Origin of the sequence: Mongoliibacter sp., from assembly GCF_007692705.1 — a bacterium.
Classification (GTDB): Bacteria; Bacteroidota; Bacteroidia; order Cytophagales; family Cyclobacteriaceae; genus Mongoliibacter.
On sequence record NZ_REBN01000152.1, the window covers coordinates 1 to 17655 of the forward strand.

The window sequence follows — 17655 nt, forward strand, 5'->3', positions numbered from 1 at the left end:
AGCTATCAATCCTCATACAAGTATAGATCTCTTGGACGATGTCATTGCAGATATAGACTTGGTGTGTGTGATGTCTGTCAATCCTGGTTTTGGTGGGCAAAAATTTATTGAAAATACTTATGATAAAGTAAGAAAGCTCAAGTCCTTGATCAATAGGAAAGGAGCAAAAACCCAAATAGAAATCGATGGTGGGGTAAATCAGCAAAATGCACTCAAACTGATGGAAGCAGGAGCAGATATTTTAGTGGCTGGAAGCTTTGTGTTTAGTGCTGAAAATCCTATTTCGACCATAAAAGAACTTAAAAGCATCTAGAAATCAGTGCGATAGAAATATTTCCTTCAACGCTATTTATTTGCCATTTAACAAAAATTAAAGCTTTAAAATTATCGTCTTTCTTGTGGAAGTGCAATTTTAATGCTTTATTGTAAATTAATCAAGATTCACATTATCAATTTAAAACCAATTATTACAATGAAAAGATTATTCCTTTTAGCGCTTCTAATGTTTGGGGCTTTCAGTGTGCAGACCTTTGCTCAAGAAGAGAGTGAAGACGAGGTAACTGAAGAAGAAATGATGAAGTATGCGTCCATGGAGGTGAAAGTTCAAAATTACATTCAGGAAAAGCAATCTACCATGGAGACCATGATTAAGGAAAATGAAACTCTAGGTGGTGGTGCTAGATACAATGAGTTGAAAGCTGCATGGGGTGATGAAGAAAAACTTGCGGAGATTGAGGCTACCGAGGAAGAGAAAGAAGCCTTTGCCGAAATCCAAGAATACATAGATTCTATCGGTGATGAGGTAAAAGAATATATGACTGGTCTAATTATGGATGCTGAAGTACTTGGAGCTGCTACTTATAATAAAGTAAGAAGAGCCATGAGTGCTGATCCATCAGTTAAAGAACAAATAGATAATTTAATTGCTGAAATAAAAGAAAATGAAGGTGAAGAAGAAGGTGATGATGTTACCGATTGATCTCATTTTCTATACTAAATAACAAATGGCTGTCAAATTTGGCAGCCATTTTGTTTTTGTGGATGTATAGTTTTTACTTTAAAGAGCGTTAAAAAATCAGCATGAAAAAATTTACCCTTGTAGTTTCCCTATTTTTATCAAGTTGCGTACTTGTTTTTGGCCAAGAAGACATTTTTGGAATTGATACTAAAGCCAGGCCAAGCAGAAAGTCAAATAATGAACTCGGAAACGTAGCAAGGAATATCGTCAGTATGTTCAGCGTTGAATTTTCGGGTGGAGGTGCTTATCATAACCAGTTGTTGAATTTCAATTCAGAAATACCATCCCAATACCCCATTGGCCAATATCGGAATTTAGACGCACCAAGAGAGCTGACTTCTGAGGACACTATAAGATTGACATCAGGAAATTATGCTTTCCCAATGAATTTAGGCATTAGGTTGAATCTTTTCAATACGCTGACAATTGGTGGTGGATACGGAAGGGAGTTCGGTCAGGCTTCTTCTCCTGTAGGAGATAATTATCGCTTATTGTATGAGAGGGAAAGGTACACTTTTGATAAATTTTATGGGACAGTGGGCTTAGTTTTGTATGATGCCAGAAAGAGGGCTAAGTTTTTGAACTGGAGGTACAGGAAATATGCTTCCCAAAATATTTATATGCAGGGTGAGAAAAATCAAAGGATCAGACAAAATTACCCATGGAGATTTATCGCAGAAGGAGAATTTGGAAACCTTATTCTTAGGCAAAACCTTGATGAAAGAATATTAACCGGTGACCGTTCGTATTATGGGGTCGCCTTGAGAATAGAAAGAGATTTTTCAGAACACGCAAGATTATTTGTAAAAGCAGGTGCTGAGTTTAGAGATTTTATTTTTCAATCAGAAAGTTTAAATGAGTTTCAAAATCTCCAACAGACCCTTTATGTAGCTCAAGTTGGCTTATCTATAAGCCTTCCAGGCACAAAAAGGTGTAAAGTTCCGGGTTGTGGTGTGGTTATGAAGCACTTACACGAAGGGGTTGAATACCGGGGTAGCTCTATCTTCAGATTTCAAAATAGAAAGGTTGGACAATGGTACGGCAATTGATTTTTTTGATACCTTCATTGACCAAATAATCTATTTCAAAACCGTATTCTTTTTATTAACTTGCCAGCTTATTGAGCACTAATAAAAATATGGCGCAACGAGAAAACGAGAACATTATACCCATTAATATTGAGGATGAAATGCGTGGTGCTTACATCGATTATTCGATGTCGGTTATTGTTTCCAGAGCACTTCCAGATGTAAGAGACGGCCTTAAGCCAGTACACAGACGAATACTTTTTGGAATGCAAGAGTTAGGGGTGTTGCACAACAAACCTTACAAGAAATCAGCTAGAATAGTAGGGGAAGTACTTGGTAAGTACCACCCACATGGTGATTCCGCAGTATATGAAACTATGGTTCGTATGGCGCAACCATGGTCTTTGAGGTATCCGCTTGTAGATGGCCAGGGCAACTTTGGTTCGGTGGATGGAGATAATCCCGCAGCAATGCGTTATACTGAAGCCAGACTAAAGAGAATTGCAGAGGAGCTGTTGATTGATATCAATAAGGAAACAGTAGATTTTCAGTTGAACTTTGACGACTCCCTAAAAGAGCCAGTTGTATTGCCTGCTAAGATTCCAGCATTGCTACTTAATGGAGCCTCAGGTATTGCGGTGGGTATGGCCACGAATATGGCACCACACAACCTAGGTGAAGTAGTGGATGGTATTATTGCATTCATAGACAATAGAGATATTACTATTGCGGAATTGATGGAGTTTATAATAGCTCCTGACTTTCCTACAGGAGGTATTATATATGGATATAACGGCGTGAAAGCGGCGTTTGAAACTGGAAGAGGAAGGGTTGTTGTCCGTGGTAGGGCTGAGGTAGAAACTAAGGCTACTGGCAAAGAAGCCATTGTCATTACAGAAATTCCTTATTTGGTCAATAAGGCAAGCATGGTTGAAAAAACCGCCCAATTGATCAATGAGAAAAAGATTGATGGAATATCTGCGATCAGAGACGAATCCGATAGGCAGGGTATGAGGGTAGTTTATGAACTTAAAAGAGATGCTATACCTAACGTAATACTCAATAACCTTTACAAACAAACTCAGCTACAGACTTCATTTTCTGTGAATAATGTAGCTTTGGTAAAAGGGAGACCCCAGACGCTTAACCTAAAGGATATGATTTTCCATTATGTCAATCATAGACATGAAGTGGTAATCAGGCGTACTGAATATGAACTTAGAGAGGCAGAAAAAAGAGCTCATATACTAGAAGGGTATTTGATAGCTCTTGATAATCTTGATGAAGTGATTGCTTTGATCAGAAGTTCAAGAGACCCTGAAACAGCCAGAAATGGATTAATTGAGAAATTCAGCCTGAGTGAAATACAGGCTAGAGCTATTCTTGACATGAGGCTTCAGCGTCTAACAGGAATGGAGAGGGAGAAGATTCAGGAGGAATACAAAGAAATAATGGCTTTGATTGAAGACTTGAAAGATATCCTTGGTAACGAAGAGAGAAGAATGCAGATCATCAAAGATGAACTGATTGAAATCAAAGATAAATATGCTGACCCTAGAAGAACGGTAATTGAACATAATGCCGAGGACTTCAGCTATGAGGATATGATTCCGAATGAAGAGGTAATTATCACAGTGTCTCATCAGGGTTATGTGAAACGTACACTTTTGGCAGAATACAGGACTCAGGGTAGAGGAGGAGTAGGCTCAAAAGGTGTTAGTACGAAAGAAGATGACTGGACAGAATACCTATTTACAGCCTCCACACATAATTACCTATTGATTTTCACAGATCATGGTAAGCTTTTCTGGTTGAAAACATATGCAATTCCAGAGGGTTCCAAGACTTCAAAGGGTAGACCCATACAAAACCTGATCAATATTGAAGCGGAAGACAAAATAAGGTCCATCATACAGGTAGCTGACTTGAATGATGAAGACTACATCAATAACCACTTCCTTGTTATGGTTACCAAGCAAGGAATTATCAAAAAAACGACCTTGGAGCAATATTCCCGGCCAAGATCAAATGGTATCATAGCACTTAATATCCGTGAGGACGACCAACTTCTTAGGGTTGATATGACCAACGGTGATTCACACATAATAATTGCGGCTAAATCAGGTAGGGCAATACACTTCCATGAGTCCACAGTTAGACCTATGGGGAGGACAGCTACAGGGGTAAAAGCAATAAAGTTAAGTGATGTTAAAGACGAAGTCGTTGGCATGGTATGTGCAGCTAGAGAGGATGCAAACCTTCTTGTAGTATCAGAAAATGGTTACGGTAAACGATCACCGCTTGATGAGTACAGAATTACCAATAGAGGAGGTAAAGGCGTCAAAGCCATGAATGTTACCGAAAAAACAGGTAATTTGGTAGCTATAAAAGAAGTTGTAGACTCTGATGATTTGATGATCATCAATAAGTCTGGAATTACCATAAGAACTCCAGTTGCAAATCTAAGAATTATGGGTAGGGCAACGCAAGGTGTCAGGTTAATCAAACTTAGTGAGAATGACCAGATCTCCTCAGTAGAGAAAATCGAAAGAGAAGATGAAGTCATTGATGAAGCTCTTGACGCTCAGGATAATTTAGAATCACCAGAAACTCCCAATGATGAGGGAGAAGAATAAACAGAATCTATTTAGAACCATTCAATTAGCAAAAAGATCAAAATGAAAAAGTTAGTCTTAACACTGGCATTAGCGGTTTTTACCACAATGGCTTTTGCCCAAAAGAAAGTAGCAAGATCAGCAGAAAGAAACTTCAAGAAAGGTAATCTTGAAGAGGCACTGACTGATGTAGAGGAAGCTTTGCAGCATCCTGATACCAAGGATGAACCTGCAGTTTTATTGACCAAAGCCAAAACTCAAACTAAGATGTTTGAAATGGAAGAGGATATTACTGCTTCCACAGTTTCACTTGGAAAAGATGCATTTGCAAATTTCCAAAAGGTAATGGAAATGGAAGGTGGAGACAAAACGAGTAAAATCGGTAAAGAAGTTCATAAAGATGATTCTCCTGAACTTCCTGAGAACCTTAGACCTTGGAACCTAAACACGCTCAAATTTTCGGCTTTCAACAAAGCTATCATGGCTTATGAGGAAGATGATTTTGAGATGTCCTACGAAATGTTTGCTTTAGTTTCCGAAATTGATCCTACTGATACTACATCAAACTTCAATGCAGGATTTCTAGCAAACGATCTGGGTAAAACTGAAGAGGCTAAAATGCACTTCAACAGGTTGCTTGATATTGAGGACTATGACAAACTGAACACTTATTATTTCTTAGTCCAAATTGCCAGTGGAGAGGATCAAGATCCAGAAGCTGCCTACAATTATGTAGTTAGAGGACGTGAAGATTATCCAGAAGATAAAACACTAGCGGAGTTTGAAATCCAGCTGTTACTTCAGATGGAGAAAATGGATGAAGCTTTAGAATCTGTACAAAAAGCATTGGCATCGGATCCTGAAAATCCTGGATTACTTCTGAGATATGGATACCTTCTTGAGCAATCAGGAGATTTGGATGGTGCTTTCGCCCAGTATCAAAAATCAGTAGAAGCAGATGAAGAATTCTTTGAAGGTAATTTCTATGCAGGAGCAATCTTGTTGGAAAGAGCAAGAAAAATTATTGCTGAAATAAATAACCTTTCTGATGATGAGTGGGAAGAAAAAGCTCCGGAAATGGGTGAAGAAGCAGATGGTTTATATGCCAAAGCAGTTCCTTACTTTACCAGAGCTACTGAAATAAGAGAAGGTGAAGCTTCTGCTGAGGCACTAGAGCTTTTGTTCCAGATTCACTCAAGACTGAAAAATACAGAAGAGGCTGAAAAATACAATCAAAAATTGATCAGTATTTATGGACCTGATTGGATGGACAGATAATTCTATCCAGTATTCTATAAAAAGCTATCCGAACACTCGGATAGCTTTTTTTATGTTTATAAGTTACCAAACCCTTTGGTAAAAAATTAGTTTTTTTTGTCCTAAGCTTCTTTTACATTTTGCACAAATTGTTAGATTATGAAAAATCCAAAATACTTGCTGCTAGGCATATTTTCTTTGTTTATCACCCAAGTTTTTGCCCAGTATTCCCCATCTTCAGTATTGTATCACGAGCTTTTACGTTTCGAAGAAACTAAAAGAGTGCTATACATTGCCGCTCATCCAGATGATGAAAATACGCGTTTGATTGCGTATTTGGCTAATGCAGAAAATGCCCAAGTTGCTTACCTTTCCTTGACAAGAGGTGATGGTGGTCAAAACCTGATAGGAAAGGAATTGGGGATAGAGTTGGGAATGATCAGAACAAATGAGCTTTTGAAAGCCAGGGAAACCGATGGTGGCAGACAATTTTTCTCTAGAGCATTGGATTTTGGATTCAGTAAAAACCCAGATGAAACTTTTAACAATTGGGATAGGGAAAAACTTCTTTCTGATGTGGTATGGATCATCAGGAATTATCAGCCAGATATCATTATCAATAGATTCAATACTGTCCCTGGTACAACTCACGGACACCATACCACCTCTGCCATTTTATCAGTTGAGGCTTTTTCCAAAGCTGCTGATCCGAATGTCTTCCCAGAGCAATTGACTTATACAAAACCCTGGCAGACCAAAAGGATTTTCTGGAATGCTTACCAATGGGGCGGACAATATGAACCTGAAGAAGGTAAAACCTATCACCAGTTTGAAGTAGGAGGTCTTAATCCTTTTTTGGGAAACTCTTACTCACAAATAGCGGCTAACAGCCGTACCATGCATAAATCACAAGGGTTTGGTTCTACAGCTCAAGTTGGGAATGCCACCGATTTTATAGAAATGATTGATGGTGAATCTTTCGAAAAAGATCCGTTTGATGGAATCGAAAATAGGTGGTTACAGCTTAATCAAGGTCAAGCTATTTCTAATGCTATACAGAAAGCAATTAAAGAATTTGATTTTCTTGAACCGGAATTAAATCTGGAAAACCTGCTTGAAGTAAAGATGCTTCTTGAGTCAGAAGAAAGTCAAGCCAATTGGTTCAAAGAAAAGAAGAAGGTTTTAGATGAGTTGATGTTGAGCCTGCTTGGAGTAAAATCAGAATTCATTATAAAAAAAGAAATAGGTTATCCGGGAGAAAAACTCAATGTGGAGTTTGTTTTCAATAATCCATCATCCTTTCCCATTCAATTGAAAACATTCAGAACTGATATTTTTTCAGAAGACCTGAATGCTGAAGCCAAAGGAAACGAACCAATTAGAAAATCTATGGAGATTTTCATTCCGAAAGATTATCCTGTTTCTCAGCCTTTTTGGTTGGAGAACCCTCTTGAAAATAGCCTGTTCGGTATCAATGAGCAAAAGAAAATTGGCCCGCCAGTTAATGGTCCCAATGTATATGGTATGGTTGATATGGAAATTTCCGGCTATTCAATCAGCATACAATTACCCTTGGAATTCAAATACAACGATCAGGTAGATGGAGAAATTAAGCAACCATTTACGTTAGTGCCTGAGGTCAACGTCAATTTGGATAAAAACAACCTGTTTTTAATCCCTGGAGCAGATGATAAACTTAATGTCATGGTATCTTTTAGAGATAGGATCCTGCCCGGCAAACTTGAGGTTCTTGGTTTAGACCATAATCAATATGAGGTAATGGAGCCTGAAGTAGATGAACGCAGGAAACAGCTTTCTTATATTGTCCAATTCAAGGATTCGGATTCGGAAAAAAAGACAGTTCAGGTAAGGTACCAAACCGGTGACGGAAGAGTCTTTAATCAGGATACAAAAAGGATTATCTACAATCATATTCCCAACCTTACTTATTTTACCCATACTGATTTAAACCTAGTCAAGATGGATTTGAAAATTTCTGGTCAAAAGGTCGGATATGTTCCAGGTGCGGGTGATGATATGCCTGATATTTTGAGAAGTTTGGGGTATCAAGTCAGCACTTTTGATGGGAGTGATTTTACTGCCGAAAGACTTAAAGAGTTTCAAACAGTTATTATTGGTATTCGGGCATTCAATGTCAATCAGGATCTTGCAAATAATGTTGATAAAATGATGCGGTTTGTGCAAGATGGAGGGAACATGATTGTTCAGTACAATACAGCCTCACCACTTCTCACTAGGGAGTTGGGTCCTTTCCCATTTAATATTTCCAGAGATAGGGTAACTGTAGAAGGGTCAAAGGTGGAAGCTGATTTTTCGCATCCTTTACTAAGCCACCCAAATCAGATTCAAGAGAGGGATTTTGATGGCTGGGTTCAGGAAAGAGGGTTGTATTTTGTCACTGATTGGGATAAAAGCTATTCAACACCGCTGATTATGCAAGACCCAGGCGAAGAAGCTACAAAAGGCTCTTTGATACATACCAAGTATGGAAAAGGAACTTACACATATTCTGGTATTTCTTGGTTTAGGCAATTGCCTGCAGGAGTTCCTGGTGCTGTTAAGATGTTTATTAATCTAATAGAGCAAGCCGGTGAAAAATAATATTAACTGGAAAAACTGGTATATAACATTGATGCTCACGTTAGGGGTATTGGTGATATTGTTTTACTGGCTTCAAAACCACTTTTCATGAGTTCAATAGACTGGATTGTTCTTTTTGGGACCTTGATTGCAATAGTTGGATACGGAGTCTACAAGACTTACGGAGCCATGGATATGGAAAGTTACATCCGTGGGAAAGGCAACATGAATTGGTGGACTATTGGTTTGTCTATTATGGCTACCCAAGCTTCTGCAATTACTTTTTTAAGTACTCCTGGGCAAGCATATGAAGACGGTATGCGCTTTATCCAGTTTTATTTCGGTCTTCCACTGGCGATGATCATACTGTCAGTTACTTTTTTGCCTATTTATTACAAACTGAAAGTATATACAGCCTATGAATTTTTAGAAAACAGGTTTGATTTAAAAACCAGAACCTTGGCAGCGCTTTTGTTTTTGACACAACGGGGTTTGGCTGCAGGGATCACCATTTATGCTCCAGCCATTATACTGTCCACTTTACTGGGTTGGAATCTTACGTTTACCAATATCTTTATTGGAGTATTGGTCATTATTTATACCGTATCTGGCGGTACCAAAGCGGTTTCAATTACCCAAAAGCAACAAATGGCAGTGATGATGGGGGGTATGATCCTAGCAGGAATACTGGTTATTCAGATGCTTCCTGTAAAATTCTCTGATGCTTTGCATGTGGCAGGCAAAATGGATAAGCTTAACATTGTCAATTTTGAATTGAATCTTTCTGACAGATATAATTTCTGGTCAGGGATGACTGCTGCGCTGTTTCTTTTCCTTTCTTATTTTGGGACAGATCAATCCCAAGTGCAACGTTACCTTACTGGAAGCTCACTCACACAAAGCCGCATGGGTTTGATGATGAACGGATTATTGAAAGTTCCGATGCAGTTCGTTATCCTTTTCATTGGTGTTATGGTTTTTGTGTTTTACCAATTCTTCCAACCTCCCGTCGTTTTTAATAAGGTTCAGGTGGAAGCACTTGAAAACAGTGAATACAAGCAAGATTTTATGCTATTACAAGAGGAGTTTACAGCTTCTTTTCAAGAGAAAAATCAAGAAATCATGGGGCTACTTCAAGCTGTAGAGAATAATGAAGAATCTGCAGTGGAAAGTGCCCGTGAAAGAATAAACCAACATGCCGCCAGACAAGAGCAGGTACGGTCAGAAGTGAAATCTTTGATGGTTAAAAATAATCCTGATGCTGAAACCAGGGATACCGATTATGTTTTTATGCGCTTTGTTATGGATTATTTACCCAAAGGGGTAGTAGGACTGTTGTTTGCTGTGATATTCTCGGCAGCAATGTCATCTACAGCTTCTGAACTGAACGCATTAGGCTCTACTTCTTTGATCGATATTTATAAAAGGTCGCTGGTTAAGAACAAGAGTCAACACCATTATTTGGTTTCTTCGAAATTACTTACAGCATTTTGGGGTGTGTTTGCCATTCTTTTTGCCACTTACGCCTCTTTATTTGAAAACTTAATACAGGCGGTTAACCTACTTGGATCCCTATTCTATGGTACTATCCTTGGAATTTTTATAGTGGGTTTTTACATGAAGTGGGTGAGGGGGCATGCAGTATTTATAGCTGCATTTATTGCAGAGGCCATGATCCTTTTGATCCATTTCAACAATGGAGGCTCATTAATGGGAATTCCTATTGATATAGGGTTTCTATGGTACAATGCCATAGGCTGTTTATTGGTGATGTTGTTTTCAGCTTTGATTCAACCCATTTTACCTGGGAAAATACGTGAAAGTGAAGCTTTGGATAAAGACGATTCTGATTAGTTTAATTAAAAGAGAATAAAAAAGCAGACCGGGAGGTCTGCTTTTTTATTCTTGGTTTTTAAAACTATTTATCTCGTAATTGGCTGTGGAAATATCGCCATACTTTCATGTCCGTTTTCTCCAACTGCCTGTACAGCAAAAAAGTAATTGTCCTTTGAATAGGGGATCGTCAATTCCATATCTTCAGTGTAGAATTTTTTCTCCCACATAGAGCTATCTGTTTCTCTCATCAAAACATAGTAACCTTTAGCCTTTCCGATTGCTGGAGCATCCCATCTCAATGTACTGGTATTGCTGAGCCTTCGTACATCAATACCTACCATTTGGGGTTCTGAGGGAGCTGAGGCCAAGGATGCTAGGGAAGCCAGATTCATTGCTGCATTTTTTCTGATATACTCATAATCTACAAATTCAGGTAGATCTCCGTATTGCTGCCCATCTTCAACCCTAACGTTTTCATGTTGGTAGTAGTAATTCTCGTTCATTTCAGTTACCCTTATGGCAGTAAAACCTTCTCTTGCAAAAGGAGTATGGTCTCCACCTCTTAGAAACCGGTCGTTTCTATAAATGAGTTTTACTTCCAACTGGTCAACATACCTTTCTCCCACTTCTTTCATGTAGCGGGCCAATTGCCTTGACTTGGAGTCATTTTCAGCATTGGTGTACCTCCTTATAGCTGTCATTTGTTCTGTTTCGGCCATAGGGACTCCCTCGGAAAAAATCCGGACTCTGGTATTGTCATTGATATTGGTTTGGGAAGAATGACTGTTGCCAAGCATGTCATTGTTTAGCATGGCCACAAGATTCCAGTTTTCTTTTTTTGCTTTCTCAGCTAGGTATGCTGCACCTTTCAATCCTTGTTCTTCTCCGGAAACTATTACGAAAATGATGGTCGCTGGAAAAGATTTTTTGGACATGATTCTAGCTAGCTCAATGACTGCAGCTACACCTGAACCATCGTCATTTGCACCGGGAGCATCAATTTCAGTATCCATTACATCCAAAGCCCGACTGTCAATATGTGCTGAAATGAGGAATATCCTATCATCATTCGGATCAGTACCTTTTAAGGTCGCCATTATATTACCTAGTTCTGAATCGGTCTGAATTCTTCTTCCATCTGCTTCGATGATAAAGCGATCAATTTCTGAACTCAATCTGCCTCCAGCATCCGCCTCAAATGACTTGAACAGGCTGAGAACATATTTTTGGGAAGCGAAAATTCCCTTATCATCAGCATCTGCGGATAGGGTATGACGGGTTTTGAATGCAGCCAAATTCCTGACATATTGTTCGAGGTTATCCGCTGAAACCTCCGATACCATTTGCTCAATGGCAGCATCTCTATGTATAATGGTTTGGGAATACAGTGATTGAATACTGAATAGGGTGATTATGAATAAAATTCTTTTCATTTTTGACTTTATACAATGGTGAATCTTTAAATTTACCTGTATGTACATACATTTAAAACCAATATTACATGAATGAAAATATGTTACCGAAAGAAGGCGAGTTTGCGCCTTACTATAAAAAATATATTGACCAGGTCAAAAAAGAGGATATTTTCAAATTGCTGTTGGGTCAAATAGAAGAACTTAGGCAATTTTATGAGAAAATGGGAGAAGAAAGAAGCAATATACCTTACGCAGAAGGAAAATGGTCTGCCAAGGAAGTATTGGGACATGTGACAGATACAGATAGGGTTATGGCTTATAGGGCAATGTGCATTGCAAGAGGTGAAGCACAATTATTGCCCGGATTTGATCAGGACGATTATGTGCTAAAAGGAAAATTTAATAATATTGATTTGACGAGGTTGGTGGAAGAGTTTGAAATGAATAGATATGCACTTGTATCAATGTTTAAAAATTTCCCGGAAGAAGCTTTTCCATTGCTAGGGAATGCCAATAATTCAACTGTATCTGTTCGGGGATTGATGTATATTATTGCAGGACATACAATTCATCACCTGAATATACTCCGAGAAAGGTACTTGTAATTTTATCACAAAGCCTCTTTTGGAAGGCATTTTTATGTTTTAAAGGGAAAAATGTATTAGTTTTGTAGAATTTATCTATTACAAAAATTTTAAATATTATGAAAAGAACTAGAGCACAGGAGTCCAGAGCGGCGATCGAAAAGCTTTACATTACTATGAGGCACCTCTTTATGAGAGGGTCTTACAAGCCTATGGGAGTTTCAGGAGAATCGTTAGTGGATTCACTTTTAGTGTTAAGTCCAGAGATCTACGGGTTGTTGGCACAAGATGAAAAAATTGAATTGGAAGGTTTGCTTTATGTGATGGAGCGATTACCCAGAGGAATTGAAGAATGTCGATATATTCGATTGATCAGTAGGGAAGGGTATGAAAACTCTACCTTCCAGCCTATCATTCCAGCAAAAAGGAGGAGAAGTTGCTACAGGGTAGATCAAGATCAGATGTATGTAGAAATGACCAGGGGAAGATCGGACATCTACGATATTCTTACCCACTTGACTTTTTTGTATGTTGAGTCTGAAAAAATCAAAAACAATGGTGCTGATGCCAAAGGGAGAATAGGGCTGAATTGGGAGATGCTGGGCAAAATTGTAGAAAAGGAAGAGAATGGAGAGGAGATCGATAGGGAGGTTGCCTGTTCTTATCTCAGTCATGTTATAGGCAGGACTTTTGATGAAACACATGATGCAGTTTTGAAATTCGAGAATTCACCACATGCCAATAGTCTTTTCAGGATAGTATACCACTTGGGTAACCTGGCAATGAAAGAAAGCAATGAAGGTCTGGACAGGGAGATTTCTTTCTCTGCTACTTTGAGAATGCGGGTGGGACATCACGTATATGGAGAACTTTGGGCCAATAAAATCAAATCTGTACTCTATGAAAACAAATTGCTGGAAAGGCCAATCCATATTGTTTCAGCTAATCTCCACAGTTTTGTCAATACCATTTACGGCCATCAGGCTTTGGGCCTGAAAAGTTTTGAGGAGATTGAAAAAGTGGCCATGGATATCAGCGTAAATGCTAAGAATAACAAATCAAAGGATATTCTGGCATACGCAAAGGCTAATGGATTTATAGAGGTCAATGATGAATCTGGAACAAACATACATGTTCAATTGATTGATACAGCTGCCATGTCCGAAGGGACAATATTGGAAGGGATTGCCATTCCCAAAGATGAAAAGAAAAAACCTGTGATTTTGGTGATGGATTATGCCTTCGGTGAACAGGCTTATGAGTGCTTTGATGAATTGCTTAAGCCTTACGAAGCTGAAGATGGTAAAACCTATCCACTGGATGTATTATCATGCTCCATTATGGGTAAAGCAGGGATTTTGACAGGTAAAAAAGGTGATATTATGATACCGGATAGTCATGTGTTTGAAGGAACAGCTGACAATTATCCTTTTAAAAATGAACTTACCAAGAAGGATTTTGAAGGTTTTGATTTAGGTGTTTGCCAAGGAACAATGTTTACTGTTTTGGGAACCAGTCTCCAAAATAAAGATGTATTGAATTACCTGATGGATTCATCCTGGAAAGCCATAGGACTGGAGATGGAAGGTGCACATTACCAGAAAGCTATTCAATCAGAAAGTCTTATCCGACAGAGTATCAGAAAAAATGTCAAGGTTCTTTATGCTTATTATGCTTCAGATAATCCGCTGGAAACGGGTAGTACTTTGGCATCCGGTGCACTGGGTATGGATGGTGTAAAACCGACATATTTGATAACATATAAGATTCTTGAAAAGATTTTTAAGTAAAAACAGAAAAAGCGTCCTTTATATGAAATTAAGGACGCTTTTTTTCCGTGTTTTAACCTTGAATCAGTTTTATAAGGCTAGATGTAGTTTTTTCAAAGTCAAAACCCCTAACGGATTTATCCATTTTAGACTTTATTTCTTCTGTACATAAATTCCCTATACTGCCTTCGTGTGTATGGTTGACCTGTGATTGATTCGGTTGGAAATCATCCTTTTCAATATCTAGCCCTATTTTTTTGTAAGCATCTCTGAATGGCATGCCCTGCAGTACCATTTCATTGACTACTTCAACACTGAAAACATGTTTGTAAAATGGATCCTGCAAAATGTTTTTTCTGACTTTAATTTCTTTAAGTGCAAATATGCTTATGTCAATACAGTCCAACAATGATGTTATTCCAGGGAAAATAGGTTCTTTCAATAACTGGAGGTCTCTGTGGTAACCTGTTGTGAGGTTGGTCAGTAATAAGTTGACCTGTCCTGGCAAGGATTGAAGTTGATTGGTTTTCCCTCGTATCAGTTCAAAAATATCAGGATTTTTTTTGTGAGGCATAATACTACTTCCTGTCGTGAGCTCATCTGGGAAGGAAATAAAACCAAAATGCTGGTTCATAAAAATGCACACATCCGCAGCCAATTTGTTCAATGTACCCGCAAGACCTGAAATGGCAAATGCGAGATTTCTTTCAGTTTTTCCCCTGCTATTTTGCGCATTGATAACATTGTGATGTAAGTCCTCAAAACCCAATAATTCAGTAGTTAGTGTCCTGTTCAGAGGAAATGAAGATCCGTAACCGGCTGCTGATCCGAGTGGGTTCTTATTGGATAACTTGTAGGCAGCTTGCAATAGGTCCATATCCTCAGCCAAACTTTCCGCAAATGATCCAAACCAAAGTCCAAAAGAGGAGGGCATGGCCAATTGGGTATGGGTATAGCCTGGCATTAAATCATTTTTATGCTTTTCTGAAAGCCTGATAAGTAAGTCAAATAATTCTTGAGAGGCTTCTACAATATCCCGGATTGCAGAACGGTAAAATAATTTAAGATCCACCAAAACCTGGTCATTTCTGGACCGTCCGCTGTGTAATTTTTTTCCAACATCACCATGGCGCTGAGTCAGTAAAAATTCAACCTGAGAATGTACATCCTCTACGCCTTCGGCAATGGCAAATTCGCCTTTTTCGATTTCAAAATAAATTTCTCTCAAACCCTGTAACAATAGGTTCAGCTCCTCTTCAGTGAGTAAATTGATTTCTTTGAGCATCATGGCATGAGCCATTGAACCCAGCACGTCAAAGGGAGCTAAGATGATGTCAAATTCAGGATCTCTGCCTATGGTAAATCTTTCTACTTCTTTAAGGGAGTCTTTATCTTTTTGCCAAAGTTTCATTGGATTGTATTTAAAGGTTTGATTTTTTTAACTTACTGTTAAAGCTTGTCAAATAGGTGATTCGATATTTTTAACCTATCAGGATAAAAGGCTTTGGTATAAATATGAATAGAGTTATGGTAAGAAGAATAATTTTTCATTTCTGTAAGGGATTCTTCAGTGGACTTATTATAGTTTTTTGGATTCAGCATAGGCTTCAATCAAACGAATATACCCTTCTATTCCTGTCTTGATTTCATCCAAATAAATGTACTCATCGGCTGTATGAGATCTTGCAGAATCTCCGGGACCAATCTTTACTGACGGGTAAGGAATCAATGCCTGATCGGAGAGGGTAGGGCTTCCGTATTGCACCAAACCAAGTTTTTCTGCCACTCTGAGTATAGGGTGGCCATCTGGAACTTTTGAGGAATTGAGCCTCAATGATCTTGGAATCAACTCAGCCTTAAGGCAGGTCTTAAGCTCTTTCAAAGCCTCTTCCAGTGTATAGCTGTCAGTGACCCTCACATCCAAGGTAAAAGTACATATATCTGGGACCACGTTATGCTGTGTGCCAGCTTGAATAACGGTGGCTGAAACTTTACTTTGGCCAAGAAAAGGGGATATTTTTTTAAATTGGAAATTTCTGATTTGTAATAGGTCATCAAGTGCCAGGTAAAGTGCATTTTCACCTTCATCCCTAGCCGCATGTCCTGCTTTTCCTCTGATTTTAGCATCTATGACCATCAGTCCTTTCTCTGCCACGGCCAGTTGCATGAGTGTAGGTTCACCTACGATAGCCAGTTCAAACTCGGGAAGTTCATTTAAAATACTCTCAATTCCATTTTTTCCTGAAATTTCTTCTTCTGCGGATGCAGCTAAAATCAAATTGAAGGGTAGTGGTCTGTTATAAAAGTGACAGAAAGTAGCTATCAGACTTACCAAGCATCCTCCAGCATCATTGGAGCCTAGCCCATAAAGTTTGCCTTCTGTTATCTCAGGTGTGAATGGGTCTTTGGTGTAACCCTCATTTGGCTTAACGGTGTCATGGTGAGAATTTAGTAGAACCGATGGTTTACTAGGGTCAAAATCCTTAGGATAGGCCCATACATTGTTTCCATCTCTGTTGCATGCAAATCCTTTAGAGGAAAGAAAATCTTCTATGAGATCAGCTGTTTCTTCTTCACCTTTACTAAAAGATGGAGTTGCAATCAGTTTGGTCAGTAAGTTCTTAGACTGTATATAGAGGGATTGTAACTCCTCACTTGGGTTTTCCATTTCTGGCTTTAGTGATTAATGATGATCAATAAAGATCGTATTTGTGGGTTTCTATATTGGTACCGGAAACTTTTCCCTTTGAGGCTAAAAGCAGATTTTCGGCTTTGCCAATCCAAACATGGTTGACTCCTTTATTAAGGGCAGCAAAAGCATTGTCCAATTTTGGAATCATGCCTGAATGAATTACATTTTCCTTTCTGAGTTCTCTATAAATATCTTCATTGATCAATGGAATGATGGAGGAATCATTCTTTTCATCTATCAAGACTCCGGATTTATTGAAGCAGAAATAAAGATCAACCTTCATTTTTTTAGACAAGGATGTGGCCATTTCTGATGCTATGCTATCTGCGTTGGTGTTGAGCAGCTGTCCTTTTTTATCATGGGTAATTGCACAGACTACAGGGATAATATCATCCTCTAAGAGGTTTTGTAAAAGATCGGTATTGACATCATCAATATCTCCGACATAGCCATAATCGATAGTTTTAACCGGTCTTTTATGTGATTTGATCAAGTTACCATCTGCGCCGGTCATTCCCATTGCGTTTTGATCCAAGCCTTGAAGTTTGGCTACAATCTGCTTATTGATCAAGCCTGCATATACCATTGTCACTATTTCCAAAGTATCTTTATCGGTAATTCTCCGACCGTCGATCATTTGAGGCATTACTCCCATGCTTTCACCAAATTTAGAAGCCATAACGCCTCCTCCATGTACAAGTATTTTTTTTCCTGGGAATTGTGAAAAAAGGTATAAAAACTCATCGAGTTTTTCAGGAAAGTCTATGACATTTCCTCCTATCTTGATTATGCTTACATTCATGGTTGGTAGGTATTAGTGGTTTGAGATTTCTGTTGAGC

Annotated in this window: 13 protein-coding genes; 9 read left to right on the top strand and 4 right to left on the bottom strand. The window is 38.6% G+C overall.

Translation table 11 applies throughout. The features are described 5' to 3' along the window. From EA341_RS09310 to EA341_RS09340, 7 genes are all read left to right on the top strand, one after another. Positions 1-313: ribulose-phosphate 3-epimerase (locus EA341_RS09310; RefSeq protein ID WP_367127165.1), on the top strand; the 313-nt coding region annotated here is incomplete at its 5' end. Positions 314-472: 159 nt separating this feature from the next. Continuing rightward, the gene (locus EA341_RS09315) at positions 473-979 is read left to right on the top strand and encodes a hypothetical protein (RefSeq protein WP_293013307.1); all 507 of its coding nucleotides are present in this window, start codon (positions 473-475) and stop codon (positions 977-979) included. A 101-nt stretch (positions 980-1080) separates the two neighbouring features. After that, positions 1081-2067, top strand: coding sequence for a hypothetical protein (locus EA341_RS09320; RefSeq protein ID WP_293013309.1), 987 nt, complete (start codon positions 1081-1083; stop codon positions 2065-2067). An 89-nt stretch (positions 2068-2156) separates the two neighbouring features. Beyond that, positions 2157-4682, top strand: coding sequence for a DNA gyrase subunit A (gene gyrA / locus EA341_RS09325; RefSeq protein ID WP_293013311.1), 2526 nt, complete (start codon positions 2157-2159; stop codon positions 4680-4682). Positions 4683-4724: 42 nt separating this feature from the next. After that, positions 4725-5939 carry a tetratricopeptide repeat protein gene (locus EA341_RS09330; RefSeq protein ID WP_293013313.1) on the top strand — a complete coding sequence of 405 codons (1215 nt, stop codon included), beginning with the start codon at positions 4725-4727 and terminating at the stop codon, positions 5937-5939. A 138-nt stretch (positions 5940-6077) separates the two neighbouring features. Beyond that, positions 6078-8540: a PIG-L family deacetylase gene (locus tag EA341_RS09335; RefSeq protein WP_293013315.1), complete on the top strand. Its 2463-nt coding sequence runs from the start codon at positions 6078-6080 to the stop codon at positions 8538-8540. Positions 8541-8627: 87 nt separating this feature from the next. After that, complete coding sequence (locus EA341_RS09340; RefSeq protein WP_293013317.1) at positions 8628-10373, top strand: sodium:solute symporter; 1746 nt, start codon at positions 8628-8630, stop codon at positions 10371-10373. Positions 10374-10441: 68 nt separating this feature from the next. Here EA341_RS09340 and EA341_RS09345 read toward each other — a convergent pair whose 3' ends face one another. Next, positions 10442-11788 (bottom strand): M28 family metallopeptidase, encoded by a 1347-nt coding sequence (locus tag EA341_RS09345; RefSeq protein ID WP_293013320.1) that lies wholly within the window; start codon positions 11786-11788, stop codon positions 10442-10444. Between the two features lie 68 nt (positions 11789-11856). Between EA341_RS09345 and EA341_RS09350 the strand changes: the two genes are divergently transcribed. Next, complete coding sequence (locus EA341_RS09350) at positions 11857-12375, top strand: DinB family protein (RefSeq protein ID WP_293013322.1); 519 nt, start codon at positions 11857-11859, stop codon at positions 12373-12375. Positions 12376-12473: 98 nt separating this feature from the next. Then, positions 12474-14144: a hypothetical protein gene (locus tag EA341_RS09355; protein WP_293013325.1), complete on the top strand. Its 1671-nt coding sequence runs from the start codon at positions 12474-12476 to the stop codon at positions 14142-14144. A gap of 52 nt (positions 14145-14196) precedes the next feature. Here the strand turns inward: EA341_RS09355 and argH are convergent, their stop codons facing one another. The 3 genes from argH to argB all read right to left on the bottom strand — a co-directional run bounded on the left by argH (position 14197) and on the right by argB (position 17617). Next, entirely contained in the window at positions 14197-15534 is a 1338-nt protein-coding gene (gene argH, locus EA341_RS09360; RefSeq protein WP_293013327.1) for an argininosuccinate lyase, read from the bottom strand. Between the two features lie 168 nt (positions 15535-15702). After that, positions 15703-16791 (bottom strand): M20 family metallo-hydrolase, encoded by a 1089-nt coding sequence (locus EA341_RS09365; protein WP_293013329.1) that lies wholly within the window; start codon positions 16789-16791, stop codon positions 15703-15705. Between the two features lie 25 nt (positions 16792-16816). Beyond that, on the bottom strand, positions 16817-17617 hold the full coding sequence (argB, locus tag EA341_RS09370) for an acetylglutamate kinase (protein WP_293013331.1): 801 nt from the start codon (positions 17615-17617) through the stop codon (positions 16817-16819). Positions 17618-17655: the final 38 nt, after the last annotated feature.

What these genes read in the sequence shown, in the direction of transcription:
- EA341_RS09335 (WP_293013315.1), top strand. Translation starts at nt 6,078, where the DNA reads ATGAAAAATCCAAAATACTTGCTGCTAGGCATATTTTCTTTGTTTATC.
- EA341_RS09340 (WP_293013317.1), top strand. Translation starts at nt 8,628, where the DNA reads ATGAGTTCAATAGACTGGATTGTTCTTTTTGGGACCTTGATTGCAATA.
- argB (WP_293013331.1), bottom strand. Translation starts at nt 17,617, where the DNA reads ATGAATGTAAGCATAATCAAGATAGGAGGAAATGTCATAGACTTTCCT.
- gyrA (WP_293013311.1), top strand. Translation starts at nt 2,157, where the DNA reads ATGGCGCAACGAGAAAACGAGAACATTATACCCATTAATATTGAGGAT.
- EA341_RS09345 (WP_293013320.1), bottom strand. Translation starts at nt 11,788, where the DNA reads ATGAAAAGAATTTTATTCATAATCACCCTATTCAGTATTCAATCACTG.
- EA341_RS09350 (WP_293013322.1), top strand. Translation starts at nt 11,857, where the DNA reads ATGAATGAAAATATGTTACCGAAAGAAGGCGAGTTTGCGCCTTACTAT.
- EA341_RS09365 (WP_293013329.1), bottom strand. Translation starts at nt 16,791, where the DNA reads ATGGAAAACCCAAGTGAGGAGTTACAATCCCTCTATATACAGTCTAAG.
- argH (WP_293013327.1), bottom strand. Translation starts at nt 15,534, where the DNA reads ATGAAACTTTGGCAAAAAGATAAAGACTCCCTTAAAGAAGTAGAAAGA.
- EA341_RS09315 (WP_293013307.1), top strand. Translation starts at nt 473, where the DNA reads ATGAAAAGATTATTCCTTTTAGCGCTTCTAATGTTTGGGGCTTTCAGT.
- EA341_RS09330 (WP_293013313.1), top strand. Translation starts at nt 4,725, where the DNA reads ATGAAAAAGTTAGTCTTAACACTGGCATTAGCGGTTTTTACCACAATG.
- EA341_RS09320 (WP_293013309.1), top strand. Translation starts at nt 1,081, where the DNA reads ATGAAAAAATTTACCCTTGTAGTTTCCCTATTTTTATCAAGTTGCGTA.
- EA341_RS09355 (WP_293013325.1), top strand. Translation starts at nt 12,474, where the DNA reads ATGAAAAGAACTAGAGCACAGGAGTCCAGAGCGGCGATCGAAAAGCTT.